Below are 24,071 nucleotides of genomic sequence, written 5' to 3'. Positions count from 1 at the left end.
TCAACTTCATGGCGCTGAACCTCACCTCCCAGGTGCGCAACATCGCCCAGATCGCGACCGCCGTCGCCCGCGGCGACCTGTCGAAGAAGATCGACGTCGACGCGCGCGGCGAGATCCTGGAGCTGAAGTCGACGATCAACACCATGGTCGACACGCTCTCCTCGTTCTCCTCCGAGGTGACCCGCGTCGCCCGCGAGGTCGGCACCGAGGGTCGCCTCGGAGGCCAGGCCCGTGTCGAAGGCGTCTACGGTACGTGGAAGCAGCTGACGACCAGCGTCAATGACCTCGCGTTGAACCTGACCACCCAGGTCCGGGCGATCGCCGAGGTGGCCAGCGCCGTCGCCCAGGGGGACATGTCCGGCTCCATCGCCGTGGAGGCGCAGGGCGAGGTCGCCGAACTGAAGAACAACATCAACCTCATGGTGACCAACCTCCGCGAGACCACCCGCGCCAAGGACTGGCTGGAGTCCAACCTCACCCGGATCGCCGCCCTCATGCAGGGCCACCGCGATCTCGTCGAGGTCGCCGATCTGATCCTGCGCGAACTCACACCGCTGGTGAACGCCCAATTCGGCGCTTTCTTCCTCGCTGAGGCGCGCGCCGAGCCCGGTGAGGGACTGAAGCTCATCGCCGGATACGGCACCGAACAGCCGGACGGAGAACTACTGGAGTCCGGGACACCGGGAGGCGGTCTGGTGGCCCAGGCCGCCCTCGAGAAGAAGCGCGTCCTCATCACCGATGTGCCGCGCGACTACATCACCATCAGCTCAGGCCTCGGCGCCGCGCTGCCGGCGAATATCGTCATCCTGCCGGTCCTCTTCGAGGACCAGGTGCTGGGCGTCATCGAACTCGCCTCGTTCAGCAAGTTCAACGAGGTCCATCTCGCCTTCATCGACCAGTTCGCCAACACCATCGGCGTCTCGATCAACACCATCATCGCCAACGCCCGTACCGAATCGCTGCTGTCGGAGTCGCAACGCCTCACCACCGAACTGCGCCAACGCTCCAACGAGCTGCAGCGGTCCAATGCCGCCCTGGAGGAGAAGGCGGCCCTGCTGGCGACCGCGTCGCAGTCGAAATCCGAGTTCCTGGCCAACATGTCTCACGAGCTGCGCACCCCCCTCAATTCCCTCCTGATCCTCGCCCAGCTCCTCGCCGACAACCCCCAGGACCGGTTGTCCGACCAGGAGGTCCAATTCGCCGCCTCCATCCACCGCTCCGGCCGCGACCTGCTCCAGCTGATCAACGACGTCCTGGACCTGTCGAAGATCGAGGCGGGTCGGATGGACGTGCGCCCCAAGCCGCTTCCCCTGATCAAACTGCTCGACTATGTGCACGCCACCTTCCGGCCGCTCACCATCGACCGGGGGCTGGCCTTCGAGGTCACGGTGGGCGAGAACGTCCCGCGCGAGATGTTCTCCGACGAACAGCGCCTCCAGCAGATCCTGCGCAACCTGCTCTCCAACGCCGTGAAGTTCACCCCGTCCGGCCGCGTGGAACTGCATGTGGAGTGCGTGCCATCCACGCAGTTCGAGGACCCGACGCTACGCGGCGCCGATTCCGTCATCGCCTTCTCGGTGCAGGACACCGGCATCGGCATCCCGCCCGACAAGCTCGACGTCATCTTCGACGCATTCCAGCAGTCCGACGGCACCACCAACCGCAAGTACGGCGGCACCGGGCTCGGGCTCTCCATCAGCAGGGAGATCGCCACGCTCCTTGGCGGCCGAATCGACGCCGAGAGCGAGGTGGGCGTCGGTTCCCGGTTCACCCTCTACGTCCCCTCACGCTCCGCCGACGTGCTGCCCGCATCGAGCCCCGGGCCGCTGAAGGCCGCGGCCCCGGCGGGTACGACGGCCCCTGCCCCGGTCGCCGAGCCGCGCGAAACCTCGGCGTCACCGTCGACGACGTCGCCACCGTCGTCGGTCGAGTACGTGCCCAGCGGACTCTTCGGCGGCGCAGACGCCTTGATCACCGCGCGGGTTCCGGGAACCGCCGAGTCCCGCGACGAGACCTGGCCGGAAACGACCCGGCTCAAGGAGTGGCTGACCGGCCGCCGCGGGCGAGTGCTGTCGGGACGCCGCGTCCTCATCGTCGACGACGACATCCGCAACGTCTTCGCCATCACCCACGTACTGGGCCGTGTCGGCATCACCGTGGCCTACGCGGAGAACGGCCGCGAATGCATCGGGCTGCTCGAGCGCAGTCCCGACGTCTCTCTGGTCCTGATGGATATCATGATGCCCGAGGTGGACGGCTACCAGACGATCCGGGCCATCCGCCGCACCCCCCGCATCGCCGATCTGCCGATCATCGCCCTCACGGCCAAGGCCATGCCCGGTGACCGGGAGAAGGCGATCGAGAGCGGCGCCTCCGACTACGTCCCCAAGCCGGTCGACGTGGACCAACTCCTCACCGCCATCTACGACCTGCTCGACCCGGATCACGAGTCCGCGCAAGAGGAACCGGACTCAGGGCAGGGCCCATGAGCACCGCCGGGCCCGACAAGGTCGGCATCCTCATCGTCGACGACATGGAGGAGAACCTGGTCGCCCTCGAGGCCGTACTGAGCTCCCTCGACCAGCGTCTGGTCCGAGCACACTCCGGAGAGGAGGCGCTGAAAGCCCTACTGCGCGAGGAGTTCGCGCTGGTGCTGCTCGACGTGCTCATGCCGGGGATGGACGGCTTCGAGACCGCGGCCAACATCAAACGCCTGGACCAGACGAAGGATGTGCCGATCATCCTGCTCACAGGCGCCGAGGTGGACACCGACCACATCTACCGCGGATACGCGATCGGCGCCGCCGACTTCCTCACCAAACCATTCGACCCCTGGCTGCTTCGTACCAAGGTCAACGTCTTCATCGACCTCCACCGCAAGAAGAGCCAACTCGCCGCACAGGCCGAGCAATTGCGCCGACTGCTGACAGAAAGCGGCAAGCCGACGGTCGCCGAACAACTCGCGTGTGTCGAGCTGCAGTTGCGCAGTGTCGGTGACGCCGAGGCCACCGCGCTCGCCGACCGGGCAGCCGAGCTGCGACAGGCTGTGGGCGCCCTCCACCTCGACTGCACCGCTGATTAGGCCAGACGCAGTGATCACACCAGACGCACCGAGATCGCCCCACATAAAGATCACTTATGGGACAACGTCCAGTGCCTGTTCTGAGTCCGGATCACAATCCCCTTCGACGCCCGCACGGCGCCTGCGGGCACGCCGGTGCCCTTGCAAGAGGATGAGCTGGATGAGTACCGGTGGGCGAGCGTAGCTGAAGCGAGGGATCCGGTCGGCCCGAGGCGTGCGGAGCGATTGCGGCATGGACTGCAAGTCCGTGAAGGTAAGGCGTCGGCGGCGGTGCTTCACGGAATGCGCTCTGCCGCGTAATCGCCAGCAGTACTACTCCGAAGCGCCGGAAGCGGTCCCAGTGTGCGGAATGACCCTCGTACCGCTTCAGAATGATCGCATAGCCGGTGACCTGGGACGACGCTCCGATGAGCCGATCCGGCACCATCGGTTGTTCTGCTCGTACGAATGCTCTACCTGGTAACCACGCGGATCTTCGCGTGGCTGGTCCTGCTGTGCCGATCGTCCGCCGCGAATGAGGTCGAAATACTGATCTTGCGCCACGAGGTCGCGGTCCTGCGCCGCCAGGTCGCTGCCCCGATGCCGACCTGGCCGGACCGGGCACTGCTCGCCGCCCTCGCTCGCCTCGTCCCCCGGACGCTGCGTGGCCATCGGATCGTCTCCCCGCGCACCCCGCTCGCGTGGCCCCAGCGATTAGTCAAGAGCAAATGGACTCAGCCCCTGTCCCCGGGCCGACCTCCCCTGCACGAGGAACTGCACGATTTGATCACCCGGCTCGGAACCGAGAATCCCCGGTGGGGGATTCCGGCGCGTCCACGGTGAGCACCGCCGCCTCGGGCACAAGGTCAGCCCGGCCACCATCCGCCGCATCCTGCGCGGCGCCGACCTCGGCCCCGCCCATGCCGCCTCACCGCACACGGCGAGTGGACAGCGTTCGGGAAGTCCCAGGCTCACGGCCTCCTCGCCACCGACCTGTTTCACCTCGACACCCTCAGCCTGCACCGCCTGTACGCCCTGTTCGTCATGGAGGTCCGCATCCGCACCGTGCACATCCTCGGCGTCACCGCCCACCCCACCGCCGCCTGGGCAACCCAGCAGGCCCGCCAGTTGCTCTGGCAACTCGGCGACAAGGCGACCGAGTTCACCCACTTGGTCCGCGACCGGGATGCAAAGTTCACGGGCCGCCTTACAAGCTGTTCCCCGACTCGTGACGCCCGGTGCTGTGTGGGGTAACGTGCGCGCCGCAGACTTTCGGCCTGCCGACCGTGACGCAACCAGGGACTGAGATGCGCGAACCTTCGATGCTGCCCGTCGGCGCCCACGACAAGACGGCGCCAGTCGGCGGCCAGGCGTGGCGCGATCCGGGCACACCGTCATACAGCTTGGAAAACAGGGCGGTTCAACACCGCATGGTACTTCTTGCGGTGCTGCCCGCCGGGGTGATCGCCATCGCTGGGACGTCGGCCCTAATTGCGGTGTACGCCGCGGGTGCGGCCCGCGTCGACATGCACGCCGCCGGGGCGCTGCTGGCGGCGACGCTGCTGCTGGTCTGCGCCACCCTAGTCGGCGCGGGGTTCTACTCATCCGCCCAGGCGCGGGCCATATCGGGCCGCTATGCGGAGCTAAGCGGCTTGGCAGCGCGCGGCCAAGCCGAACTGGCCGAATTGCGCCGCCAGATCACAGACGGCCGCCTGCCGCAACCGCGTCAGCGGGAATCGCTGCCCCAGGCGGCGCACGACGCGCTGGACCGGCTTGGACATGAGATCGAGGCCCTGGACCGCGCTGCCGAGGAGGCCGTCCTGGAGCTCGCTGCACAGGCACGCCCCAGTGAGCAGTTCGAGGTCTTCGCCAATCTGGCCCACAGGCTGGAGTCCCTGGTGCACCGCGAGATCGGACAGTTGGACGACCTGGAAAACGAGGTCGAGGACCCGGACCTGCTTCGGGGTCTGTTCCAGGTGGACCATCTGGCTACCCGAATGCGGCGGTACGCCGAGAACCTGTCCGTGCTCGGCGGTGCCGTCTCCCACCGGCAGTGGACCCGCCCGGTCAGCATCAGCGATGTGCTGCGATCGGCGGTCGCCGAGATCGACCAGTATTCGCGGGTCAAGCTGGTTCCTCCCATTGAGGGGATGGTTGCCGGGCACGCGGTCGTCGACGTGGTTCACCTGGTGGCGGAACTGGTGGAGAACGCCACGGTCTTCTCTCCCCCACATACCGTGGTGCTGCTGCGCGTTCAGCCTGTCACCGCGGGGCTGGCGATCGAGGTGGAGGACCGCGGTCTCGGTCTGGGCCCCACCGAGCGCAACCAGCTCAACGCGATGCTCGCCTCGCCTGATGGGATCGCTCTCGGCGAGCTGCTCCGGGACGGCCGGATCGGTCTGTATGTGGTCTCCGCTCTCGCCAGGCGGCACGGTATCGTCGTGCAGCTCGAGGGCAATATCTACGGCGGTACCCAGGCGGTGCTCGTGCTGCCGAACGAGTTGCTGGGTCAGCAACCGGATCCAGCGGATTCGGCGCGGCAGCCGTCGAGTGCCACCGCTCCCGGCCCGCAGGGGCACGCCGACATCGCGGCCTCTCCGAGGTACGGGCCTGGCACGCACACCGCGCCGGAATCGAAGACACCTGCGGATGAGCCGCCTCGTCCGTCCGGCACGGCCCCCGCGCCTCAGATCGCGGCGCCGGAAGGCATGCGTCCCGCGTTGCCCACGCGCCGCCGCCAGGAGCACCTCGTTCCGGAACTGCGGCAGCCCTCCGACAGCGCAGGGGCGCCGGAGGAGATCGAGCATGATCCAGGTCTGATTGCTGCCTTCCAGGCGGGTTTCCGCCTGGCTGAGGACGCCGGAGACAACTGAGAACCTCTCCGCCCCCGGCGGAGGGCAGCCCACGGGGCCTGGCCCCACAGCAGTTTCATGTCGTCGACGAGGAGTACTCGATCGTGGTGAGCGAAGACCTTTCATGGCTGCTGAGCGGACTCTTGCAGCGGGTCCGGTACACGCGAAGTGCGCTGCTGCTGTCCTCGGATGGCCTGGTGAAAGCCGCGTACGGCCTGGATGACAACGCCACAGCGGATCATCTGGCAGCCCTCGCCAGCGGTCTGCACTCACTGGCTCGCAGTGCCGGCAAACGGTTTGACGACGGCGGGGATGTGCGGCAGGTCGTGGTCGAACTCAGCAACTCGCTGCTCTTCGTCTCCACGGCCGGGCACGGCGCCGTGCTGGCGGTGCTCGCCGGGCGCGAGGCGGATGCGTCGGTGGTGGGATACGAGATGGCGATGATGGTCAAGAGCGTCCGTCCCCATCTGGTGACTCCGGATCGTCAACCAGTGGAGTGAGCGATGCCGAATGCCTCCGATGGACCGTTGCTCGACGACTCCCTCGGGCGGATGGTCCGCCCATACACCGTCAGCGACGGACGTACCAGACCCACTTCTCACTTCGACCTGATGACCATGGTGACGGCCACCGGTGCCGTGCCTCGGCGCGAACTCGGCCTGGACCACAGCAATGTGCTCGTATTGTGTGAGCGGCCGGTCACCGTGGCCGAGATTGCGGCGCATATGGGGTTGCCGGCAACAGTGATCAAGGTGCTGCTGTCCGACTTGGTGGACTGCCGCGCGGTCGCCACACGGGCGTTTGACCGTGCACGGTTCGGGCCGAACTCTACCCTCGATCTGGATCTACTGGAGGCAGTGCGGGATGGGCTCCTCAAACTCCTTTGAGCCGCAAGGCGGCGGCTCCCTTCCCATGGGGATCAAAATTTTGGTCGCCGGCGGTTTCGGGGTGGGCAAGACCACCTTCGTGGGTGAGGTCAGCGAGATTGAACCGCTGAGCACGGAAGAGATGCTGACCCAGGTCAGCGCTGCCACGGACAAGTTGGACGGGGTGGAGAACAAGGCCACCACCACGGTCGCGATGGACTTCGGCCGCATCACCATCAGTCCCCGCCACGTGCTCTACCTGTTCGGCGCGCCCGGCCAGGAGCGCTTCTGGTTTCTGTGGGACGAGATGTCGACCGGTGCGCTCGGTGCGGTGGTGCTCGCCGACACCCGCCGACTCGAGCACAGCTTCGCGTCGGTGGACTTCTTCGAACGGCGCGGCATCAGGTTCCTCGTCGCGGTCAACGAGTTCGACGGGGCGCACCGCTATCGACCGGACGAGGTGCGGGCGGCGCTCGACCTCGATCCAGAGGTACCCGTGGTGCTATGCGATGCCCGCGTACGCGGCTCCGGCGTCCGGGTCCTGCTTTCACTAGTGGAGCATCTGATCACCTCAAGGAGTTCCCATGACAGCGCAGCCGTATAACCCACCCCCCGGTCCGGAGGGAGGGATCGCCACGCGTCATCTGCTGCTGCCGCCCGAAGACCTCGAGGTACGAGCCAGGGCTCAACGGCTTCGGGAGCTGGGGATAACCGACAGGCCTGTCCCGGAGTTCGATGACTTCGCGCGCGAACTGGCCAGACGGACCGGGGGCTGCTACGCGGGCGTCAACTTCTTCCTCGATGAGAACCGCCAGTACTTTGCTGGGCTGTACAGCGTTGCCTCCGACACAACCGTACGGCTTGACTCCCCCCTTCTCGCGGACCCCGTGCCGGGCCGAGTGATGCCTCGCGACCTCGACCTGGGTTTCTGCCCACACGTGGTCAGGCGGCGCAAGGCCCTGGTGCTGGAGGACGTTCGCGACTTTCCGCGCTTCGCCGGAAACTACGTGATCGACGCGATCGGCATCCATTCCTACCTGGGGGCACCGCTGATCGACCGCACGGGCATGGCGCTGGGCACGATCTGCGTGGTGGACCAGGACCCGCGCCCCTGGGGTCGGCAGGGGCTCGAGACCATTAAGACGATGGCCGCTCAGCTGATGGAACGGATCCAGCGGTCGGAGCACCGCTCCGGGGGGAGTATGCCTGAGTGAGCGGTCCGGGTACGGCCGACATGACGCGGCGAAGCCAGCACCGATCGGTCGTGGCCACTGACGACTGCCGCCTGCGCCAGGGAACAGGGGCTTGGTAATCGCGGCTCCCATCGGCGCCCGCAGTGCCTGCCCGCGGCCGTGGTCGCAGGCAGGCCCCCTGCCCGAGGTCGGCTACTTCTTGAACCCGTAGTCCAACAGCTTCTCCGCATCCGCGGTGCGAGTGCTTTCGGAGCTGGAAGCGACGACAGTGCCAATGACCGTCTTGCCACCCCGGACGGCGGCGAGGACCAGGCAGTACCCGACCGCAGGGCCCGAGCCGGTCTTGATGCCCATGGTGCCCGCGTAGCTGCCGAGCAGCTTGTTGGTGTTGGTCCACGACATGTACCGGTAGCCTGTCCCGTGAAAACCCGGGTTCGTGCCCCTGATCAGGACGTTTCCCTGCAGGAGACCCGCACAACAGGCCCGGTCGGCCGCCAATCCCGCACGAGACACGAGAGTTGATCCTACGTCTCGGGCGGGAGAACCCCTTGTGGGGCCACCGGCGGGTGCAGGGGGAGCTTGCCCGGTTGGGCATCACCGTCTCCGCCGCCACCGTCCGAGCGGTACTGCGGCAAGGCAACATCCCGCCCGCAACCCAGCGGGCGCGCGACACCTGGGCCTCCTTCCTACACACCCAGGCCTCCGGGCTACTGGCGTGCGACTTCTTCCATGTCGACACCGCGTTCTGCCGCAGCCTGTGCGTGCTGATCGTCATGGAAGTTTCCACGCGTCGAGTGCACATCCTGGGCGTCACCGCGCACCCGAACCGGGACTGGGTGACCCAGCAAATGCGGAACTTGATGACGGACCTCGAAGACCAACTCCATCGGTTCAGGTTCTTCCTGCGGGACCGGGACGGGAAGTTCTCCCATGCCTTCGACGCCGTCCTCGCCGGGGCAGGAGTGCAGGTCCTCCTCTCCCCGCCGAGATCGCCGAAGGCAAACGCCTTCGCGGAACGCTGGGTCGGCACCGTCCGCCGCGAGTGCACCGACCGCATCCTCATCATGAACGAGCGGCACCTACGCATCGTCCTGGACACCTACACCGACCACTACAACCGGCACCGCCCCCACCAACCCTTCATCAACGACCACCCCAGGCCGCAGAGTCCGGACTGCCAGCCCCCGTAATACCGCTCGACGGTCGCATCCGCCGCACCCAACTACTCGGCGGGCTCATCAACGAGTACCAGCAAGCAGCCTGACCACGCCAAGACAAACGTCCTGGTCAACAGCCCGAACCGGAGTTTTCACCCGGGACAGGTAGCCGACGCCCGCGCCTGGGCCACCCACCACCTGGCCAGCCGCCTCTGCGACGGACCGCCGAGCGCATCCAGGTCTCCCGGACGACGGCCAAGCGATACACGCGGCCGACGTCGCCGGCCTCCCCGCCAGCGGTCGGTGGTGGCGGTAGCCTGGCCAGATTCCGAGAGTTTCACGAGTCGTCTCTGTGCTGTGGTATCCCCCATGGGTTGTCGTCGCGCAGTGGTGGTGGCAGCAGGTGCTGTGGCCAGGATTGGTAGGCCACTGGGCGTAGGAAGCGTTCGAGGGCTGCTGTGCCGACCGATGTGCCGGCAGGTGTTGTGGTCGCCGGGAACGGGCCGCCGTGGTGCATGGCGTGGGTGACAGCTACACCGGTCGGCCAACCACCCCAGATGACCCGGCCGCTGCGGTCGGTGAGGGCATCGGCGAGAAGGGCCAGGATTGGGTTACTGCGTGCCTCGTCCTCCTCGGCGTGCACGGTGGTGGTGAGCTGACCGGGCAGCGCAACGATGCCGGCAGTGACCTCCGTGAGGTTGTCGTAGCTCACCACCACCCCGAGAGGGCCGAAGCACTCTTCCGCCATGGCCTCCTGGTCGGCCCGGAACACCTCCAGCGTCGTGTGCAGCAGTCGCGGAGCGAGCGAGGCAGGATCCTGCGGCCAGCAGAGTTTCTGCATTCCGGAGCGGGTGGCGAGCTTGTGCGCGACGGCCAGGTAGGCGTCGGCGATGCGCTGGTTGAGCATGGGTGCGGCGGCCACCTCGTGCAGCAGTTCCGCGACGCGTTCGGCGAGTGGGCTGTCTGCGGGCACGAACAGCAGTCCGGGGTTGGTGCAGAACTGTCCGGCGCCCTGGGTCAGTGACGCCACGTAGCCGAGGGCGATTTCCTCGATCCTCGCCCGGGCAGCGCCGGGGGTGACCACGACGGGATTGATGCTGCCCAGCTCGCCGTAGAACGGGATCGGTTCCGGCCGTTCGGCGGCGATGCGTGCCAGTGTCAGGCCGCCGGTGATGGAACCGGTGAAAGCCGCGGCACGAATTCTCGGGTGTCGCAGTGCTTGGACCCCGGCCTGTTCGCCCTCGATCAGGCTGAACAGGCCGGCCGGTGCGCCGACCTCGGCGATGGCCCGGCTGACAGTGCGCGCGGTGTGCCTGGAGAGCCGCGGGTGGCCGGGATGGGCCTTGACCGTGACCGGGCAGCCGGCTGCCCACGCCGAGGCGGTGTCCCCGCCCGCGACGCTGAACGCGAACGGGAAGTTGCTGGCGGCGAAGACGAGGACGGGGCCTATGGCGGTGCGGTATCGCCGCAGCTCAGGGCGGGGGCCCGGCGGCCACGTCTCGTCGGCGCGGTCGATGCGTACGTCGTAGAAGGCCGCGCGGCGCACCGTCTGGGCGAGGAAGCGGAGTTGAAAAGTGGTGCGCCTCAACTCGCCGCTGAGCCGCGTCCGGCCCAGGTGGGTCTCGGCGTCGGCCAGGGGGACGAGCGTCCCCTCTTCGGCGTCGAGGGCGTCGGCGATCGCCGACAACACCACGGCCCGCTCCGCCGGAGCCGTGGCGGCCCAGGCGTGGGACGCGGTGGCCGCCGTCTCGACGATCGGCTCGATGTCAGTGGTCTGCGTCGTGGTCAATGCGGTCCTTTCGCGGCAACCGCCGTCGTCGGGGTTCGACCGCTTACAGCGCGAACCCGTGGGGGAAGGGATCGGTCGGGTCGAGCAGGTAGGTGGCAATGCCGGTGATCCAGGCGCCTCCAGTGATCTCGGGGATGACCGCGGGGATTCCGCCGACGGTGGTGTCGCCGACGAGACGGCCGGTGAACCGGGTGCCGATGAAGGACTCGTTGACGAACGTGGTGTGCAGCGGCAGTTCGCCGCGGGCGTGCAGCTGTGCCATGCGTGCGCTGGTGCCCGTGCCGCACGGCGACCTGTCGAACCAGCCGGGGTGGATCGCCATGGCGTGGCGGGAGTGGCGGCCGGTGGAGCCGGGTGCGAGCAGTTGCACGTGCTTGCAGCCGGAGATGAGAGGATCGACCGGGTGCCGGGGCCGGTCCTGCTCGTTGATGGCTTCCATGATGGCCAGCCCGGCCGCCAGGATTTCCTGTTTGCGACCACGGTCGAACGGCAGCCCGATGGTGTCGAGTTCGACGATGGCGTAGAAGTTGCCGCCGTAGGCCAGGTCGTAGCGAACGGTGCCGATGCCGGGCACCCGCACGGTGGCGTCGCGGGCGACAGCGAAGGAGTCCACGTTGCGCAGGGTGACGTGCTCGGCGGCGCCGTCGCGGACGGCCACCTTGGCGATTACCAGCCCGGCGGGTGTGTCCAGCCGGATGACCGTCTCGGGCTCGGTGACGTGCACCATACCGGTCTCCACCAGTACCGTCGCCACACCGATGGTGCCGTGCCCGCACATCGGCAACAGGCCGCTGACCTCGATGTAGAGCACGCCCCAGTCGGCGTCGTCCCGGGTGGGCGGCTGGAGGATCGCGCCGCTCATCGCCGCGTGGCCGCGAGGCTCGTTGACCAGGAACCGCCGCAGACCGTCGAGGTGTTCGGCGAAGTACCGTCGGCGCTCTGCCATGCTGTCTCCTGGGATGGGGCCGACTCCCCCGGTGATCACCCGGGTGGGCATGCCCTCGGTGTGCGAGTCGACAGCGCTGATGGCCCGGATGGTGCGCATCAGACGACCAGCTTCTCGACGGCTGCAACGGCACGGGCCATGTCGGCCCGGACCCGCTCGGCGTGCTCAAGGCTCAGCGGACCGCGCGGTGGGCGGCAGGGGCCGCCGTAGCGTCCGACGAGTTCCATTCCCAGCTTGATCGCTTGCACGAACTCGGTGCGGGAGTCCCAGCGGAAGGCCGCGACCAGCGACGCGTACAGCTCCCGCGCCTCGGCGAGCCGTCCTGCAGTGGCGAGGTCGTACAGCCGGGCGGACTCGGCCGGGAAGACATTGGGGAATCCGGCGAACCATCCGCGCGCGCCCATCAGCAGACTCTCCAGCACCACGTCATCGGCACCGCTGATCACGTCGAGGCCGGGCGCGGCCTCCCTGATCTCCAGCACCCGCCGCACGTCACCGGAGAACTCCTTGACCGCGACCACGTTGTCGATCTGTGCGATCTCGGCGAGCAGGTCGGGGGTCAGGTCGACCTTGGTGTCGATCGGGTTGTTGTAGACCATCACCGGAAGGCCGACCGAGGCGACCGCCGCGTAGTGCTCGATGATCTCACCGCGGTTCGCCCGGTACATCGTGGGTGGCAGGCACAGCACCCCGTCGGCCCCGTCCTCGGCTGCCACCTCCGCCCAGTGCCTGGCCTGGTGGGCTCCGACGCCGTGCACGCCGACGACCACGATGCCCAGACCCCGCACGGCCTCGATGGCGGTGCGCGCCACGTCCCGCCGCTCGGTGTCGGTGAGCGAGGAGTACTCGCCGAGCGAGCCGTTGGGGCCGACCCCGTCGCAGCCGTTGTCCACCAGCCAGCGGCAGTGCTCGGCATAGCGGTCGTAGTCCACCGCGAGCCCCGCAGGCGCGGCGGGATCCTCGCGGTACGGCAGAGCAGTGGCCACGACGACGCCGCCCAGATCGGTGTCGCGGGACTTCTGGTTCATGATTCGCTCTCCTTCATGTTCGGCCTGTCGGACGGGCCGGCTTGTGCGGCGGGTGCCGCGAGTTCGCCGAGACGTATCGGCTGGGCTATCGGTCTGCGGTGCGGCTCAGCCCGTGGTGCGTCCGCTTGTTCGCGCGCGCGGGCGGTGATTTCCGTGACGGTCTGGCCGCAGATGCGCGCCTGGCAAGGGCCGAGGCCGGCACGCGTAGCGAGCCTGACGGCGCGCGGGTCTTCCCGGGTTGGGGCGCCGGCCGCACGGCACAGGGCGGCATAGGTGGTTTCCTCGCAACGGCAGACCACGGTCTGCTCCCGCAGCCAGTCCGGCCAGGCGGTGCCAATCGGGTGCGCGCGGGCCAGCCGCCGTGCGAAGGCCCGCCCTGCCGCGGCCCGGCGCCGAGCCGCGGAGACCGCGGCAGGGGCCCCGCCTGCCGCGAACCACCCGGCGACCGTACCCTCCGCGACGGCCGCCGGTGCGCCCGCGATGCCGGTGATCTCCCCCGCCGCGTACACCCCGGGCGCGCTGCACCTCTGGTCCTCGTCCACCTCGACGAACCCGGCGGCGGTCAACGCGCAGCCCGCCGCCATGGGCAGCTCGAGCTGGGGGCTGAATCCGTGGCTGACGCAGAGCGCGTCGACGGCGAGGGTGCGTTCGCTGCCCGCGATCACCGACCAGTCCGGGTCGACGCGGGCAATGACCACCTCCTCGACCCGGCCGTCGCCCCGCGCCTCGATCACGGCCTGCCCCATTGCGTAAGGCACCTTGTGCCGCACCTGGCCGACGACATACTCGGCTAGTTCGGCCGCCTTGCCGACCTGCGCGGCCAGTTCCCACGGCCGGGAAGCCCAGCCCCGCAGCACCGTGGCCGGCCGATTGGCCTCCAGCACGGCCAGCACGCCGGCCCCGGCCTCGGTGAGCGAGGCCGCAACGGGCAGGAGGAAGGGGCCGGTCCCCGCAATCACCACCCGGTCGCCGACCACCACCCGCTCGCCCTTCGCCAGGGCCTGGGCGGCGCCGGCGGTGAATACGCCCGGCAACTCCCAGCCGGGGAAGGGGAGAACCCGGTCATGTACGCCAGTGGCCAGCACCAGCGCGTCCGGCTCGAGGACCCGGCGCGGCCTGCCGGTGCCGTCCACAGAGCCGTCAAGGACGTGTACCCGCGGCGGCATCCCCGGCTCGGCCTGTTCGAGCGCCCACACCGTGCACTCCGGCCACCAGGTGCAATCCGGGTGCAGCAGCGCGCGGCGGCGGCGCTCGAAGGCCCGCCAGTGGTGCTGCAGCCGCTGAGGATGAGTGGCTTGGTAGGCACGAGGCAGCATGCGGTGGTACTGCCCGCCGGGCTGCTCCGCCGACTCGATCACCGTCACCGTGGCCCCGGCACTCAGCGCCGCTTCTGCGGCCGCCAGTCCCGCCGGACCTGCTCCGACGACCGCTACCTGACGCACCGCCATCTCAACGCTCCTCGTCGCGACGTTGGGTTTCCACCACGTCGCCGTCGGCGGCGCGCCGTCGACAGGCACGGACGTCCCGTACGCCGTTGACCGTGATCAGGCAGTCGAAGCAGGCGCCGATCCCGCAGAACACCCCGCGCGGCGCGCCGGACGGGCCGCGCCGCCACGAAAGACGCCCGTCGGCGAGCAAGACCCCGGCCAGGCTCTGCCCCACGATCCCGGGCACCGGCTCCCCGTCCACCGTGATCTGTAGCGGTCGGTCGTTCCTGCCCACGCTGTCGTGCTCGACGGGGACGAGATGAGGGCTCATGCCAGACCCCTTTCCTTGTGAGTGGTCGTGGCGTTGGACGCGCCCAGCACGGCCGGACGGTCGACCCGAAACGCGGTGGTGTCAATGTCCGGCGTCTCACCGAGGACAAGCTGGCGCAGCAACCTGGCGGTGCCCACGGACAAGCCGATCCCGGCACCCTCGTGACCGGTCGCGTGCCACAGCCCGGGCAGCCGCGGATCCGGTCCCATCACCGGCAGATGGTCGTCCACGTAGGGCCGGAAACCGCCGTAGCAACGCATCACCGCTGTGTCGGCAAGGCACGGGAACAGACGAAGCGCCTTGACGGCGATGGCGGACAGCACGTGCGGGCGAAGCCGGTCATCGAACCCCACCTGGCGGCGCGAGGAACCGAGCAGAATGGTTCCCGCACGGGTGGACTCCACCACCGCCGAGGTCTGCAGCGCGGCCGAACCGCTGCCGACCGCGGCTATATAGTCCGCGCCGTAGACCTTGTGAAAGACGGTGGGCGGCATGGGCGTGGTCACCAGGACCTCACCTCGACGGGGGCGCACCGCGATCGGCGCCCCGATCCGCGCCGATACATCACCGGACCACGGGCCTGTCGCGTTGACCACGATGTCGGCGTCCTGCGCTCCAGCTGAAGTTCGCACCCCGATCAGCCTGCCACCGCGGACCGTCCCGCCCAGCACCTCACAACCAGTGCGGACGGTGGCCCCCGCCGCGACCGCAGCCGACAACAAGGCCGTCGCGGCGCCGGCTGGCTGGACCTGGGCATCACCGGAATAGTGAAAGGCTGCAGTGACCTCCCGGGTCAGCCGAGGCTCGGCCGCGGCCAACGCCGCGGAGTCCAGCCGCTCGACCAGCACCCCGGCAGCCCTCTGGGCTGCCGCGAACCGGTCCAGCTCGGCGGCACCGTCCTCGGTCGTGGCGACGACGATCCCACCCTTGGGATCCCACTCCACCGCGGCAGTGTCGGCCGCGCCGCGGTCGGCAAGCGCGGCGAGAACCTGCGGCCACAGGCGCATAGACAGCAGCGTCAACGCCAGCTCGGGACCCGGCCCCTTGTCGGAGACCAAGACGTTGCCTTCGCCATGTGAGGTCGTGCCACCTGCGGGACGGTCACGCTCGATGACGGTGACCTCGAGCCCAGCCTCGGCCAGCTCGCGAGCGCATGCGGCACCGACGATCCCGGCCCCCAGCACCACGACCCGCGTTCCGTACACAGAACCTCCTTGTTCGATAAAGCGAACGACCTGAGGCTACGGCGGCAGGTCAGAGATGTCAACAGCCGCCCTTGAGGGGATCGGCGGAAGAGCCCCCCGGATGATGCGGCAGGGCTGCGTTGGACCGCTGATCGGCGCGGTACTGCAGCAGCAGCACCGACCACACCGGCCCGTCCACCGCCGTGTAACTGTGCGGGCAGGCCGCGTCGAACCCCACATAGTCACCCGGACCGAGCTCCACCTGACGGCCGTCGACCTCCACACCCAGGGCCCCGGCCTGCACGATGGTGTGCTCGATGCCGACATGACCCAGCGAATCCTGCTTGCGCCCCGGCCGAACCCGCTGGTCGTAGACCTCGAACACGGTGTTCCCGCACTCGATGCGCCGCAGCGGGCGCAGCTCGACCGCCTCACCGCGGAGCACCTCCGCCTCAGCCGCCCGCACCACAGTCATACCGCCGGTCGGCCGCTGTTCCAGCAGGTCAGAGATCGGCATCTGCAGTGCCCGCGACAGACTGAACACCGTTTCGATCGTCGGATTCCCCGTACCCGCCTCCAACTGCGACAAGGTCGCCTTACCGATCATCGACTGCCGCGACAGCTCCGAAAGCGACAGCCCACGCTGCACCCTGGCCCGACGGAGATTCTCCGCCAGCATGCCCCGTACCGACTCGCCCTGGTGCTCCACCGCTCTCCCCTTCGAGACCCAAAGCCGTTCGCTTTATCGAACGAGCTAGATGCGACCCGCGTTCGTTAAACCGACCGCTGAGGTCATCGTGACACGCGGGCTGCCCCGGTGGCGACGGCGATGTCGGTCGAGCGTCGTCTTCACTGGACGGCGGCGGACTCTGGACGCCTTACGGCTGTCCCGGCCGGCTGCCAAGGGTCAGTTCTTTCGGCTCCGGTCAACGTTTCGGGATCGCCGTGCGCGACTGCCTGTCAGTTCGTTTCTTTGAACGGGTGTGTTGCGCGATCGGATACTTGACCTGCCAGCGCGGCACGAGGTAGCCAGGGCGATCTCGCGCCGACCTTGTCCCGCCTGTGGCCCGGGCGCCGAGCGAAACCGTGGGTGCGAAGCCCCGGTGCGCGTCCGCGCGGACGCGCACCGGGGCCCTTGGCTGCCCGTCGGCATCCGCGGGCAGCCGGGATCACCTGCCGAGATCGAGCTTCCACAGGCCACGGCCGTGCGTGGCAGCGATCACCGTGTCACCCGATGGGAAGAGGGTGACGTCGGTCACCACCGAGCTGGGCAGACCGCGGCCGAGCCGCGCCCAGTGCGTCGGGTTCCTGACGTCCGCAACGTACACGAGGTGGTCGGTAGCCAGGACCAGCCGGCCTTTCGCGATGACCAGGGAATCGGCCGGAAGGTCGGGCAGATTGCCGCTGATGTCCTTCCAGGTCGCCCCGCCATCCAGAGACTCGAAGACATGACCGACACCGGCGCCGGGTATCCACTTGCGCGAGTACGCGCCGTACACGGCGTAGACATGTGCAGGATCAGCAGGGTCGCTCACCAAGCGCGTGATGTAGCGGTTGGGCAGGTTCGGAGCGGTGATGGCGTGCCAGGTGCCACCGAAGTTCGTGGCGATGCCGCTCTTGAATCCGCCTCCGTTCTCGTCCGACGGCAGGCACGGCCCACACCAGCCGACGTAGTCGACGCCCTTGTTCGCCTCTATCGCGGTAGTCGAGGCGGTCGAGCCGAGATCGTAGACGATCTTCCAGTCGCAGCCAGCAGCGGCCTTCGAACAGACCGTGTCGAACCCATTCTGGGTCTCCCAAACATACCGGCCCGCGATGACCCAGCGGTTCAGATTCGCTCTATCTGCCGTGAACGGAGCGATGAACTGCATGTTCGGATCACATCCGGCGATGGGTGAGGCGATCTGGCAGCTGGGGCTGATCTCCCGAAACACCTGTTGCGTACCGTCGGAGCGGCCACCGGCGGTGGTCACGGAGATGTCGCCGTAGGTGTATTCGAGGGCCACGCGGTCGGCGTTACTCGGGTCCACAATGACGTCGCCCCCGTCACCGGCGACTGCCTGTATGACGTTGTGGGAGTTGCCGCGCACCACGGTGTTGCCGTTGTCCTGAAGGCCTCCCCACAGCGCAGTACCCCCGGCGGGGTCGTGTCCCGCGCCGATGTAGAAGTACTGAAGCGTGTGCAGACCCGCGTTGAGGTCGCTCCAGCCGACCGCGGTGCTGTCGGAGGCCGGCCGGGACCAGATCCCGCCGTCGCTGCCGACGTACACGGTTCCGTCTCCACTGATCGCGATGGCGTGCTGGTCAGTGTGGACGGTGGGCGGGCACCCCGCGGCCGTGCCGTAACACGGCAGCGTGTAGTTCCAGAACGGCGCAATGGTTTTCCAGGTCGTCCCGCCGTCGCGGGTCTCGTAGATCTCTTCCAGACCGACGTAGACGTGCTTGGGGTCGCGCGGGTCCACCTTGACGTACTGGTTGTACCAGGAGCCGACGCCCGGCTCGTAGCCGGACGGGAACTCCTCAGCGGACCCGGACTTGGCAAGCGTGCTGGCGTCGGCAACGAGCGTCCACGGCCCGTTCGGGTCGCCGTTCGCCGACTTGTACACGCCCTTGAGGGAGGTCGACTGCATGGGCGAGGGACGCTTGCCGGCGTAGTAGGCCGGTGACTCGATCACGGCATACAGGGACCTGCCGTCGGGCGCATAGTCAAGGCTGGTGCGGCCGATGTCGGAGTTGTCCAGCCCCGTCGGCTGGATCCGTGTGAAGGTACCCGGCGCACCCCCCTTCGTGGACAGGTAGAACCCGTCGTACGGTGTGCCGTTGCGGAATCCCAGCGCGGCCAGCACGGTGCTTCCATGGCTGCCTGGCCGGACCGTGACGCTCGAGATGATCGAGGTGCGCGTCGGGTCCTTGTCCGGATTGGGGTCGGGTCTGAGCACCAGTTGCCAGGGGGCGTCCAACCGACCGGCCAGCGGACGGCGCCATAGGCCATGGCTCGTCGCCGCGAACACGTAGGCGCCATTCGTGGTCAGCGTGGCGACCTGGGCGTTCAGGAGCTCGGATCCACCGACCCGCTGGAACGTCCTGCCGTGGTCGGTCGACCGGAATACCCCCTGGCCGGTGTAGTTGTCCGCGCTCGTGTTAGCCTCGCCGGTGCCGACCCACAACGAATGGTCTGTCGGATTTATCCACAGTGAGCCGATTGATTCGGTGCTCTTGTTCTGGAAACCCGGAGTCCAGGTCTTGCCGGCATCCCTGGACCTCCAGACGCCACCATCAGCAAAGCCGGCGTAGATCCACGGACCGTCTGTAACGAGCGCGGATGCCCGCCCGGTCACCAGCCCCCATCCGGAGCCGTAGTCGGAGTAGGAGGGGTCAGCGTAACCGGGAGTCTCGCTGTTGGCCGGGCCGCTGGTCACCTCGGACCAGGTGCCTCCGCGAACCGGCAGTTGGTCGCCGGCAGCCGCTCCGGCGGCGAGCGCGGCGCCAGAGACGACGTTGGCCGGAGCGGTTCGAGCAGTGGCGAACTGGAGCGTTCCGGCGACTGGGTCGTCCGGATCTCCGCCATCGTCGGCGGGGTTGATACGGTCAGCGGTGTTGTGATGCACGTTCCTGGCAAGCGCGGCCAGTTGACGGTTGGCAGACGGGAAGCCGGATTTCGGCGCAGCGAAACCAGCTGGACCGCCTGCTAGGACTGCTGCGACTGCCAGAACAGTCACGAGCAGGCTGGGGCGTTGGAGCATCAAATGCCTCCTGGGCATGAGTGAGCGCGTTTCCAAGTCGCGCGGTGCTCCCGCCACCACAGGACGCCGGTGAAGAGTAGAGGATCAGCCGTGGCTCGTACAGGCCCAACTTGCTCGCGTCGGCGAAGGACCGCTCTCGCGGCTATCCCAATCAAACATCGCTCAGGCCGGACACGTCGCCGTCCGCCGTCCGGCAGTCGAGAGCAGATACCCCCGAGTCCGGATCAGCCCGGTTCCTGTGAACTGCGCGAATACGTCTCCACGTGCCCCGGTCAACCGATCTGACGATCCCCCGGTCGCTCTCCCGCGGCTTGTCGGCCAGGGACGGTCAACGCGTCCAGCCATAACCGCTAGTTATGGGGTTTTGGGATCTCCCCGGCAACATGCCTGAAGCGGGATGCTCTGCCAAGGCAACCACCAAGCGGAAGGAGGGGTAGCCGTCCGAACAGCATGGTCAGCCCAGCCATAGCCAACCGGCGTCTGGCGGGATTGGTGGTTGAATTACGAACGACCCGTCGAACCCGGCAGTCCGCTCCACCAGGTTGGTCGGAGTGGGCCGATCCAAGGCGCTTCATCCTGCGCTTCTCCTGCCCGGGCGGCTAGCTCCCGCCGTGTCGCCCGGGCTGAAGACCGCCAGTACCACCTCTTGCCACGGATTCCGGACGGGATCGCCAGTCGTAGTAGCCGGCTCTGGACACGCCGAGCCGGTCGCACATGACCCCGACGCTGTACGCGTACTCCACCATGCCGAGTCGCATCTCATCGATGAACTCGTACTTGCTCGCTGCTGGGGATCCTTCGCCAAGTACGCTGTGGCTCTTTTCCGGAAGGCGACTTCCATCTCAAGCTCACGTTGCGCCGTTCGGGCTCCTTCAGACGAGCCCGCTCGCTCACCGACAATTCCGCGTTCTCGGCGACGGTTCCCGCTGTTCTGGTACTTCTTCACCCAGCCCCGAAGTGTCTCTGGGTTCAGTTCAAGTTCTCGGGCAACTTCCGAGATCGTCTTGCTCGACCTCAGCGCGATCTGGGACAGCTTCCTCACGGAACTCCGGCGAGTACTTGCTCGGTGGCGCCTTCTCCCTCTTCCTCTTCAGGGCAACCCTATTGGGTCCTTGTCCGGAAGCTTCGGGGAACCTCCGGTCACCCAGATGGGGTTGGCTCAGAGCGGCCGATCTCACGATCCACGCCGTGCTCTCCGGCCCAGATACCTCGGACGTGGCGGCCTCTCGAGTGGCGACGGCGCATGACTCCACAACCACGATGGAACTACAGACGGTGTGTGCATCGACTTCCCGAGCGTCTGGTTCATGTGAACCGACAGCGATCACGGCGCTGTGAGCCGACAGCAGGGCTGCGTCGAACAACGGTGTGCGGGCCGTCGTACAGCACGCGATCAGATCGGCTGCTGCCACCGCCGTCGGCCCCCGCCATCATGCGTACTCCGCTGGTGCGCGGAAAGTGCTCCACGAGCTGCCGAGCGCGGGCGAGATTGCGGCCGACAACAGTGACGTGGCTGATGGCACGGACAGCGCGGAGCGCCCGAAGGTGGCTGAGCGCTTGCGGACCACCACCGAAGATCACCAACCCCGGGATGCTTTACGAGGAGCGAGGTAGTCGGCCGCGGCAGTGGAGGCTGCTGCGATGCGGATATTGGTCAGCGCGATACCGTCAATCAGGGCGACCGGTGCCGGCGTCTCGGCCTCGAACAACATATGGTGCGCCTGGATGCGCGGAGTCCCCGCGCCGGGTTGCCTGGTGCGACGCTGGCGATCTTGACCCCCGCGTACGCCCGCCCATGGGCGGGCATGAGCAAGAGCTGGCCGTGCTCTACCGGCAGCACGCTGCGGAGAGGGTCTTGCTCGGGATCGATCCCGTCCCGCAGTGCCTGCTGGAGTGCTCTGATCGCCGCTTTGATCGGCAACGTCGCCTCCACAGCGGCCGCGTCGATAAGCGAATGTGGCGTATAACCCGGCCTGGCCCTCACAGCCCGCCCCGCCCAGCCTTGGAATCCCTTCGCCGCAAGGAGCCGACGGAGTAGTTCAGGGGCATCTCTCTGTCCTCCGGTTCCATCGCCTCGACGGTGGGGCTCGGTCCGCCCGCATGGCACCGTCCCAGGTGGCGAGCCGCGAGAAGATGCCTCCACGAATTGCGCCATGTCATATTGCACTGCTGCCCGCCATGCCATACTCTGCTCGCCATATCGCTCCTCACCCGGTTTCAGGGAGAGTTGGGAGGCGGCGGCCGGGAGAAGGATCGGGCGCCAAAGCCTCCACACTGACGGCCCGAACGCCTAAGAGCTGCCGTCCAAGTCACGTACGCAGTTACCACGCCAAACCCACCCTTGTCGGCGGATCATCCTTCCGACCCGACCGCGGATGCGACGACGGAGGCTCCCGGGAGGGAGCTCCCCCTCCTCACTCCTCCCCTGACCGCAACACGGGGCCGTCCCTCTCGGATTCGGACCATCAGCCACCCGCCGGTTCACTTCGAGCTGTGACAGGTGGGCACAAGCCGGGGCGCCGAACTGATCACTGAACTAGGAGCACATCATGACAAAAGTGAAACACTCCGGCATGTCAGCCCCTCGTCAAGCGAAGCTGCACCGGTCCGTCGGGGTGTTCGGACTGACCATGATCTCGCTGGGTTCGATCATCGGGTCTGGCTGGCTGCTCGGTGCGTACAAGGCGGCAACACATGCAGGTCCTGCGTCGTTGCTTTCCTGGCTTCTGGCCACCGCGATCCTCGGTGTACTCGCGCTGATCCACGCCGAACTCGGCACGGCCTACCCGGTCGCCGGCGGCACCGCACGGTTTCCCGCCTTCGCATTCGGTCGACTGGCAGGCTTCGCTGCTGGCTGGGCGGCCTGGTTGCAGGCAGTTACGCTCGCGCCGGTCGAGGTAGAGGCGAGCCTGACCTACCTGGACAACATCGGTTGGGCCAACACCCACCTGCATCTGTTGAACCAGCAGACCTCCACGTTGACCAGCAGCGGATTGCTCTGGGGAACGGTACTGATGGCGCTGTTCACAGTGATCAATCTGGTCGGCGTCAGATTCCTGTCCGAGAGCAACTCGATCACCGTGATGTGGAAGATGGCGATCCCACTGCTTACCATCGTGGTGCTGCTCACGCTCTCCTTCCACCCCGGCAACTTTGCTGCGGGCGGTGGTTTCTTCGCCAAGGGCCCACAGGGCGTCTTCGCCGCACTACCAGCGGGTGTGGTGTTCGCCGCGCAGGGCTTCGAACAGTGCATACAGTTCGGTGGTGAGGCACGCAACCCGCAGAAAGACATCTCCCGCGCGATCCTGATCGCCATGGTCATCAGCGCGCTGACGTACATCCTGCTGGAGGTCGCGTTTATCGGCTCGCTCAACCCAGCCGACCTCGTGCATGGTTGGGACAAGCCAATGGTCAAGGGCGCCTTCGGCCCGTACGCAACCCTAGCCACGGCGGCAGGCGCAGGTTGGCTTGCCTACATTCTGTACGCCGACGCACTCATCTCGCCAGCCGGTACTGCTCTGGTCTACCTGGGCACCGCCTCTCGCTTCACCTACGCCCAAGGCCATGCCGGCGACCTGCCGAAGGGCGCTGCCAGGCTCACGCTCCGCGGCATCCCGGTCTGGGGGGTAATCCTTGCCTTCGTTATCGGGGAGGTCGCCTTCCTGCCGTTCCCAAGCTGGCAGAGCCTGGTCGGCCTGATCACATCTGCCACCGCGATCATGTACGCCTTCGCCCCGGTGTCGCTGACGGCGCTGCGCCGGCGGGACCCGGAGCGGAAACGTCCGTACCGGTTGAGGGGTGCAGCAGTGATCGCGCCGATCGGCTTCATCGCCGCGAACCTGGTCATCTACTGGGGTGGTTTCGACACAACCTGGAAGATCGAGACAGGGATTGGCGCGGGATTTCTGATCTTCGCGGCGACTCAGTTGTTCAGAAATGAACGCTCGCCGGTAAGTGCATCGGACTGGAAAGGCTTTGTCTGGGTCCCAGTGTGGCTGGCAGCGAACGTGCTCCTCGGCTACCTCGGCAACTACGACAGCGGTGGCTTCCGCTCCGGTGGCGGCGAGCTGACGGTGCTGCCGAACCTGCTGGACCTGCTGGTAGTCTCCGCGGTGAGCTTGGTCATCTACTTCTGGGCGGTTAACCTTGCGGTCCCGGCCAGTGAAGTCAGCCGACTTGTGGGCAATGATGAGACCGGCCTGACCGAGGTACCTGGCCACCCGGTCGCGATCACTACGTAACGCGTGCGCCGCCGGACCGAGCCATATCTCGGGCCGGCGGCCCGGCGTCCACGGTGCACTTGGGCCATGGAGGCTCCGAAGCACGGGGGCGGGTGCCCAGGCACACCCGCCCATCAGTAGTCCGCGACCGTGCGAACATCGCCCGCTTCTACCTTCTCGTGCACGCAATTCGGTGCGCTGGGCGATCCCTGGCGCCTCTTCGGAGCATCCTTGCCAGCGGACCAACCCTCCCGGCTGCGATACGTTCAGCAGC

General features: G+C 67.6%; 21 protein-coding genes and 2 pseudogenes. 12 read left to right on the top strand and 11 right to left on the bottom strand.

Features of this window, described 5'->3' with window-relative positions:
- The 9 genes from NGB36_RS31065 to NGB36_RS31025 all read left to right on the top strand — a co-directional run.
- The coding region (locus tag NGB36_RS31065) for a hybrid sensor histidine kinase/response regulator (RefSeq protein WP_255923937.1) at nucleotides 1-2,489 on the top strand (2,489 nt) is incomplete at its 5' end.
- Nucleotides 2,486-3,082 (top strand): response regulator, encoded by a 597-nt coding sequence (locus NGB36_RS31060; protein WP_255923936.1) that lies wholly within the window; start codon nucleotides 2,486-2,488, stop codon nucleotides 3,080-3,082. The genes NGB36_RS31065 and NGB36_RS31060, both read left to right, overlap by 4 nt.
- A 447-nt stretch (nucleotides 3,083-3,529) precedes the next feature.
- Nucleotides 3,530-3,904, top strand: a complete 375-nt coding sequence (locus tag NGB36_RS31055; protein WP_255923935.1) for an integrase — start codon at nucleotides 3,530-3,532, stop codon at nucleotides 3,902-3,904.
- Between the two features lie 201 nt (nucleotides 3,905-4,105).
- Nucleotides 4,106-4,315: a hypothetical protein gene (locus NGB36_RS31050; RefSeq protein ID WP_255923934.1), complete on the top strand. Its 210-nt coding sequence runs from the start codon at nucleotides 4,106-4,108 to the stop codon at nucleotides 4,313-4,315.
- A 68-nt stretch (nucleotides 4,316-4,383) separates the two neighbouring features.
- Complete coding sequence (locus NGB36_RS31045) at nucleotides 4,384-5,934, top strand: sensor histidine kinase (RefSeq protein WP_255923933.1); 1,551 nt, start codon at nucleotides 4,384-4,386, stop codon at nucleotides 5,932-5,934.
- Between the two features lie 83 nt (nucleotides 5,935-6,017).
- Nucleotides 6,018-6,413 carry a roadblock/LC7 domain-containing protein gene (locus NGB36_RS31040; protein WP_255923932.1) on the top strand — a complete coding sequence of 132 codons (396 nt, stop codon included), beginning with the start codon at nucleotides 6,018-6,020 and terminating at the stop codon, nucleotides 6,411-6,413.
- Between the two features lie 3 nt (nucleotides 6,414-6,416).
- Nucleotides 6,417-6,800: a DUF742 domain-containing protein gene (locus tag NGB36_RS31035; RefSeq protein ID WP_255923931.1), complete on the top strand. Its 384-nt coding sequence runs from the start codon at nucleotides 6,417-6,419 to the stop codon at nucleotides 6,798-6,800.
- Nucleotides 6,778-7,383, top strand: coding sequence for a GTP-binding protein (locus NGB36_RS31030; protein ID WP_372509573.1), 606 nt, complete (start codon nucleotides 6,778-6,780; stop codon nucleotides 7,381-7,383). Before NGB36_RS31035 ends, NGB36_RS31030 begins: the two co-directional genes overlap by 23 nt.
- Nucleotides 7,364-7,993 carry a GAF domain-containing protein gene (locus NGB36_RS31025; RefSeq protein ID WP_255923928.1) on the top strand — a complete coding sequence of 210 codons (630 nt, stop codon included), beginning with the start codon at nucleotides 7,364-7,366 and terminating at the stop codon, nucleotides 7,991-7,993. Before NGB36_RS31030 ends, NGB36_RS31025 begins: the two co-directional genes overlap by 20 nt.
- A 171-nt stretch (nucleotides 7,994-8,164) precedes the next feature.
- Here NGB36_RS31025 and NGB36_RS31020 read toward each other — a convergent pair.
- Nucleotides 8,165-8,386, bottom strand: a pseudogene (locus tag NGB36_RS31020) (D-alanyl-D-alanine carboxypeptidase); the annotation flags it as partial.
- A gap of 68 nt (nucleotides 8,387-8,454) precedes the next feature.
- Here NGB36_RS31020 and NGB36_RS33545 point away from each other — a divergent pair.
- Nucleotides 8,455-8,589, top strand: a pseudogene (locus NGB36_RS33545) (integrase core domain-containing protein); the annotation flags it as partial.
- Between the two features lie 156 nt (nucleotides 8,590-8,745).
- Nucleotides 8,746-9,162 carry an integrase core domain-containing protein gene (locus NGB36_RS31015; RefSeq protein ID WP_308288959.1) on the top strand — a complete coding sequence of 139 codons (417 nt, stop codon included), beginning with the start codon at nucleotides 8,746-8,748 and terminating at the stop codon, nucleotides 9,160-9,162.
- A 304-nt stretch (nucleotides 9,163-9,466) separates the two neighbouring features.
- Here the strand turns inward: NGB36_RS31015 and NGB36_RS31010 are convergent, their stop codons facing one another.
- The 10 genes from NGB36_RS31010 to NGB36_RS30970 all read right to left on the bottom strand — a co-directional run bounded on the left by NGB36_RS31010 (nucleotide 9,467) and on the right by NGB36_RS30970 (nucleotide 21,577).
- The gene (locus NGB36_RS31010) at nucleotides 9,467-10,918 is read right to left on the bottom strand and encodes an aldehyde dehydrogenase (NADP(+)) (RefSeq protein ID WP_255923926.1); all 1,452 of its coding nucleotides are present in this window, start codon (nucleotides 10,916-10,918) and stop codon (nucleotides 9,467-9,469) included.
- A gap of 43 nt (nucleotides 10,919-10,961) precedes the next feature.
- Nucleotides 10,962-11,963, bottom strand: a complete 1,002-nt coding sequence (locus NGB36_RS31005; protein ID WP_255923925.1) for a proline racemase family protein — start codon at nucleotides 11,961-11,963, stop codon at nucleotides 10,962-10,964.
- The gene (locus NGB36_RS31000; RefSeq protein WP_255923924.1) at nucleotides 11,963-12,892 is read right to left on the bottom strand and encodes a dihydrodipicolinate synthase family protein; all 930 of its coding nucleotides are present in this window, start codon (nucleotides 12,890-12,892) and stop codon (nucleotides 11,963-11,965) included. Before NGB36_RS31000 ends, NGB36_RS31005 begins: the two co-directional genes overlap by 1 nt.
- Nucleotides 12,889-14,340 (bottom strand): FAD-dependent oxidoreductase, encoded by a 1,452-nt coding sequence (locus NGB36_RS30995; protein ID WP_255923923.1) that lies wholly within the window; start codon nucleotides 14,338-14,340, stop codon nucleotides 12,889-12,891. Before NGB36_RS30995 ends, NGB36_RS31000 begins: the two co-directional genes overlap by 4 nt.
- A 1-nt stretch (nucleotide 14,341) precedes the next feature.
- Complete coding sequence (locus NGB36_RS30990; protein WP_255923922.1) at nucleotides 14,342-14,650, bottom strand: (2Fe-2S)-binding protein; 309 nt, start codon at nucleotides 14,648-14,650, stop codon at nucleotides 14,342-14,344.
- Nucleotides 14,647-15,855 carry an NAD(P)/FAD-dependent oxidoreductase gene (locus NGB36_RS30985; protein ID WP_255923921.1) on the bottom strand — a complete coding sequence of 403 codons (1,209 nt, stop codon included), beginning with the start codon at nucleotides 15,853-15,855 and terminating at the stop codon, nucleotides 14,647-14,649. Before NGB36_RS30985 ends, NGB36_RS30990 begins: the two co-directional genes overlap by 4 nt.
- Nucleotides 15,856-15,913: 58 nt before the next feature.
- Nucleotides 15,914-16,543 (bottom strand): XRE family transcriptional regulator, encoded by a 630-nt coding sequence (locus NGB36_RS30980; protein ID WP_255923920.1) that lies wholly within the window; start codon nucleotides 16,541-16,543, stop codon nucleotides 15,914-15,916.
- Nucleotides 16,544-17,003: 460 nt separating this feature from the next.
- On the bottom strand, nucleotides 17,004-19,442 hold the full coding sequence (locus NGB36_RS30975; RefSeq protein WP_255923919.1) for a beta propeller repeat protein: 2,439 nt from the start codon (nucleotides 19,440-19,442) through the stop codon (nucleotides 17,004-17,006).
- Between the two features lie 706 nt (nucleotides 19,443-20,148).
- Nucleotides 20,149-20,619 carry a transposase gene (locus NGB36_RS33990; RefSeq protein ID WP_372509572.1) on the bottom strand — a complete coding sequence of 157 codons (471 nt, stop codon included), beginning with the start codon at nucleotides 20,617-20,619 and terminating at the stop codon, nucleotides 20,149-20,151.
- Nucleotides 20,620-21,154: 535 nt separating this feature from the next.
- The gene (locus NGB36_RS30970; RefSeq protein WP_308288958.1) at nucleotides 21,155-21,577 is read right to left on the bottom strand and encodes a hypothetical protein; all 423 of its coding nucleotides are present in this window, start codon (nucleotides 21,575-21,577) and stop codon (nucleotides 21,155-21,157) included.
- A 549-nt stretch (nucleotides 21,578-22,126) separates the two neighbouring features.
- Here NGB36_RS30970 and NGB36_RS30965 point away from each other — a divergent pair.
- Nucleotides 22,127-23,818 (top strand): APC family permease, encoded by a 1,692-nt coding sequence (locus NGB36_RS30965; RefSeq protein WP_255923918.1) that lies wholly within the window; start codon nucleotides 22,127-22,129, stop codon nucleotides 23,816-23,818.
- Nucleotides 23,819-24,071: the final 253 nt, after the last annotated feature.

The sequence above is a fragment of the Streptomyces humicola genome (assembly GCF_024436035.1).
Lineage (GTDB): Bacteria > Actinomycetota > Actinomycetes > Streptomycetales > Streptomycetaceae > Streptantibioticus_B > Streptantibioticus_B humicola.
The sequence above is the reverse complement of the archived record's forward strand: the minus strand, read 5'-3'. Positions and strand labels throughout refer to the sequence as shown.

Bases quoted from the DNA above. Each gene is read 5' to 3' on its own strand.
- NGB36_RS31015 (WP_308288959.1), top strand. From the start codon at position 8,746: ATGGAAGTTTCCACGCGTCGAGTGCACATCCTGGGCGTCACCGCGCAC.
- NGB36_RS31025 (WP_255923928.1), top strand. From the start codon at position 7,364: ATGACAGCGCAGCCGTATAACCCACCCCCCGGTCCGGAGGGAGGGATC.
- NGB36_RS30990 (WP_255923922.1), bottom strand. From the start codon at position 14,650: ATGAGCCCTCATCTCGTCCCCGTCGAGCACGACAGCGTGGGCAGGAAC.
- NGB36_RS31035 (WP_255923931.1), top strand. From the start codon at position 6,417: ATGCCGAATGCCTCCGATGGACCGTTGCTCGACGACTCCCTCGGGCGG.
- NGB36_RS31005 (WP_255923925.1), bottom strand. From the start codon at position 11,963: ATGCGCACCATCCGGGCCATCAGCGCTGTCGACTCGCACACCGAGGGC.
- NGB36_RS31030 (WP_372509573.1), top strand. From the start codon at position 6,778: ATGGGCTCCTCAAACTCCTTTGAGCCGCAAGGCGGCGGCTCCCTTCCC.
- NGB36_RS31060 (WP_255923936.1), top strand. From the start codon at position 2,486: ATGAGCACCGCCGGGCCCGACAAGGTCGGCATCCTCATCGTCGACGAC.
- NGB36_RS31045 (WP_255923933.1), top strand. From the start codon at position 4,384: ATGCTGCCCGTCGGCGCCCACGACAAGACGGCGCCAGTCGGCGGCCAG.
- NGB36_RS31050 (WP_255923934.1), top strand. From the start codon at position 4,106: ATGGAGGTCCGCATCCGCACCGTGCACATCCTCGGCGTCACCGCCCAC.
- NGB36_RS30965 (WP_255923918.1), top strand. From the start codon at position 22,127: ATGACAAAAGTGAAACACTCCGGCATGTCAGCCCCTCGTCAAGCGAAG.
- NGB36_RS31055 (WP_255923935.1), top strand. From the start codon at position 3,530: ATGCTCTACCTGGTAACCACGCGGATCTTCGCGTGGCTGGTCCTGCTG.
- NGB36_RS30995 (WP_255923923.1), bottom strand. From the start codon at position 14,340: ATGGCGGTGCGTCAGGTAGCGGTCGTCGGAGCAGGTCCGGCGGGACTG.
- NGB36_RS31000 (WP_255923924.1), bottom strand. From the start codon at position 12,892: ATGAACCAGAAGTCCCGCGACACCGATCTGGGCGGCGTCGTCGTGGCC.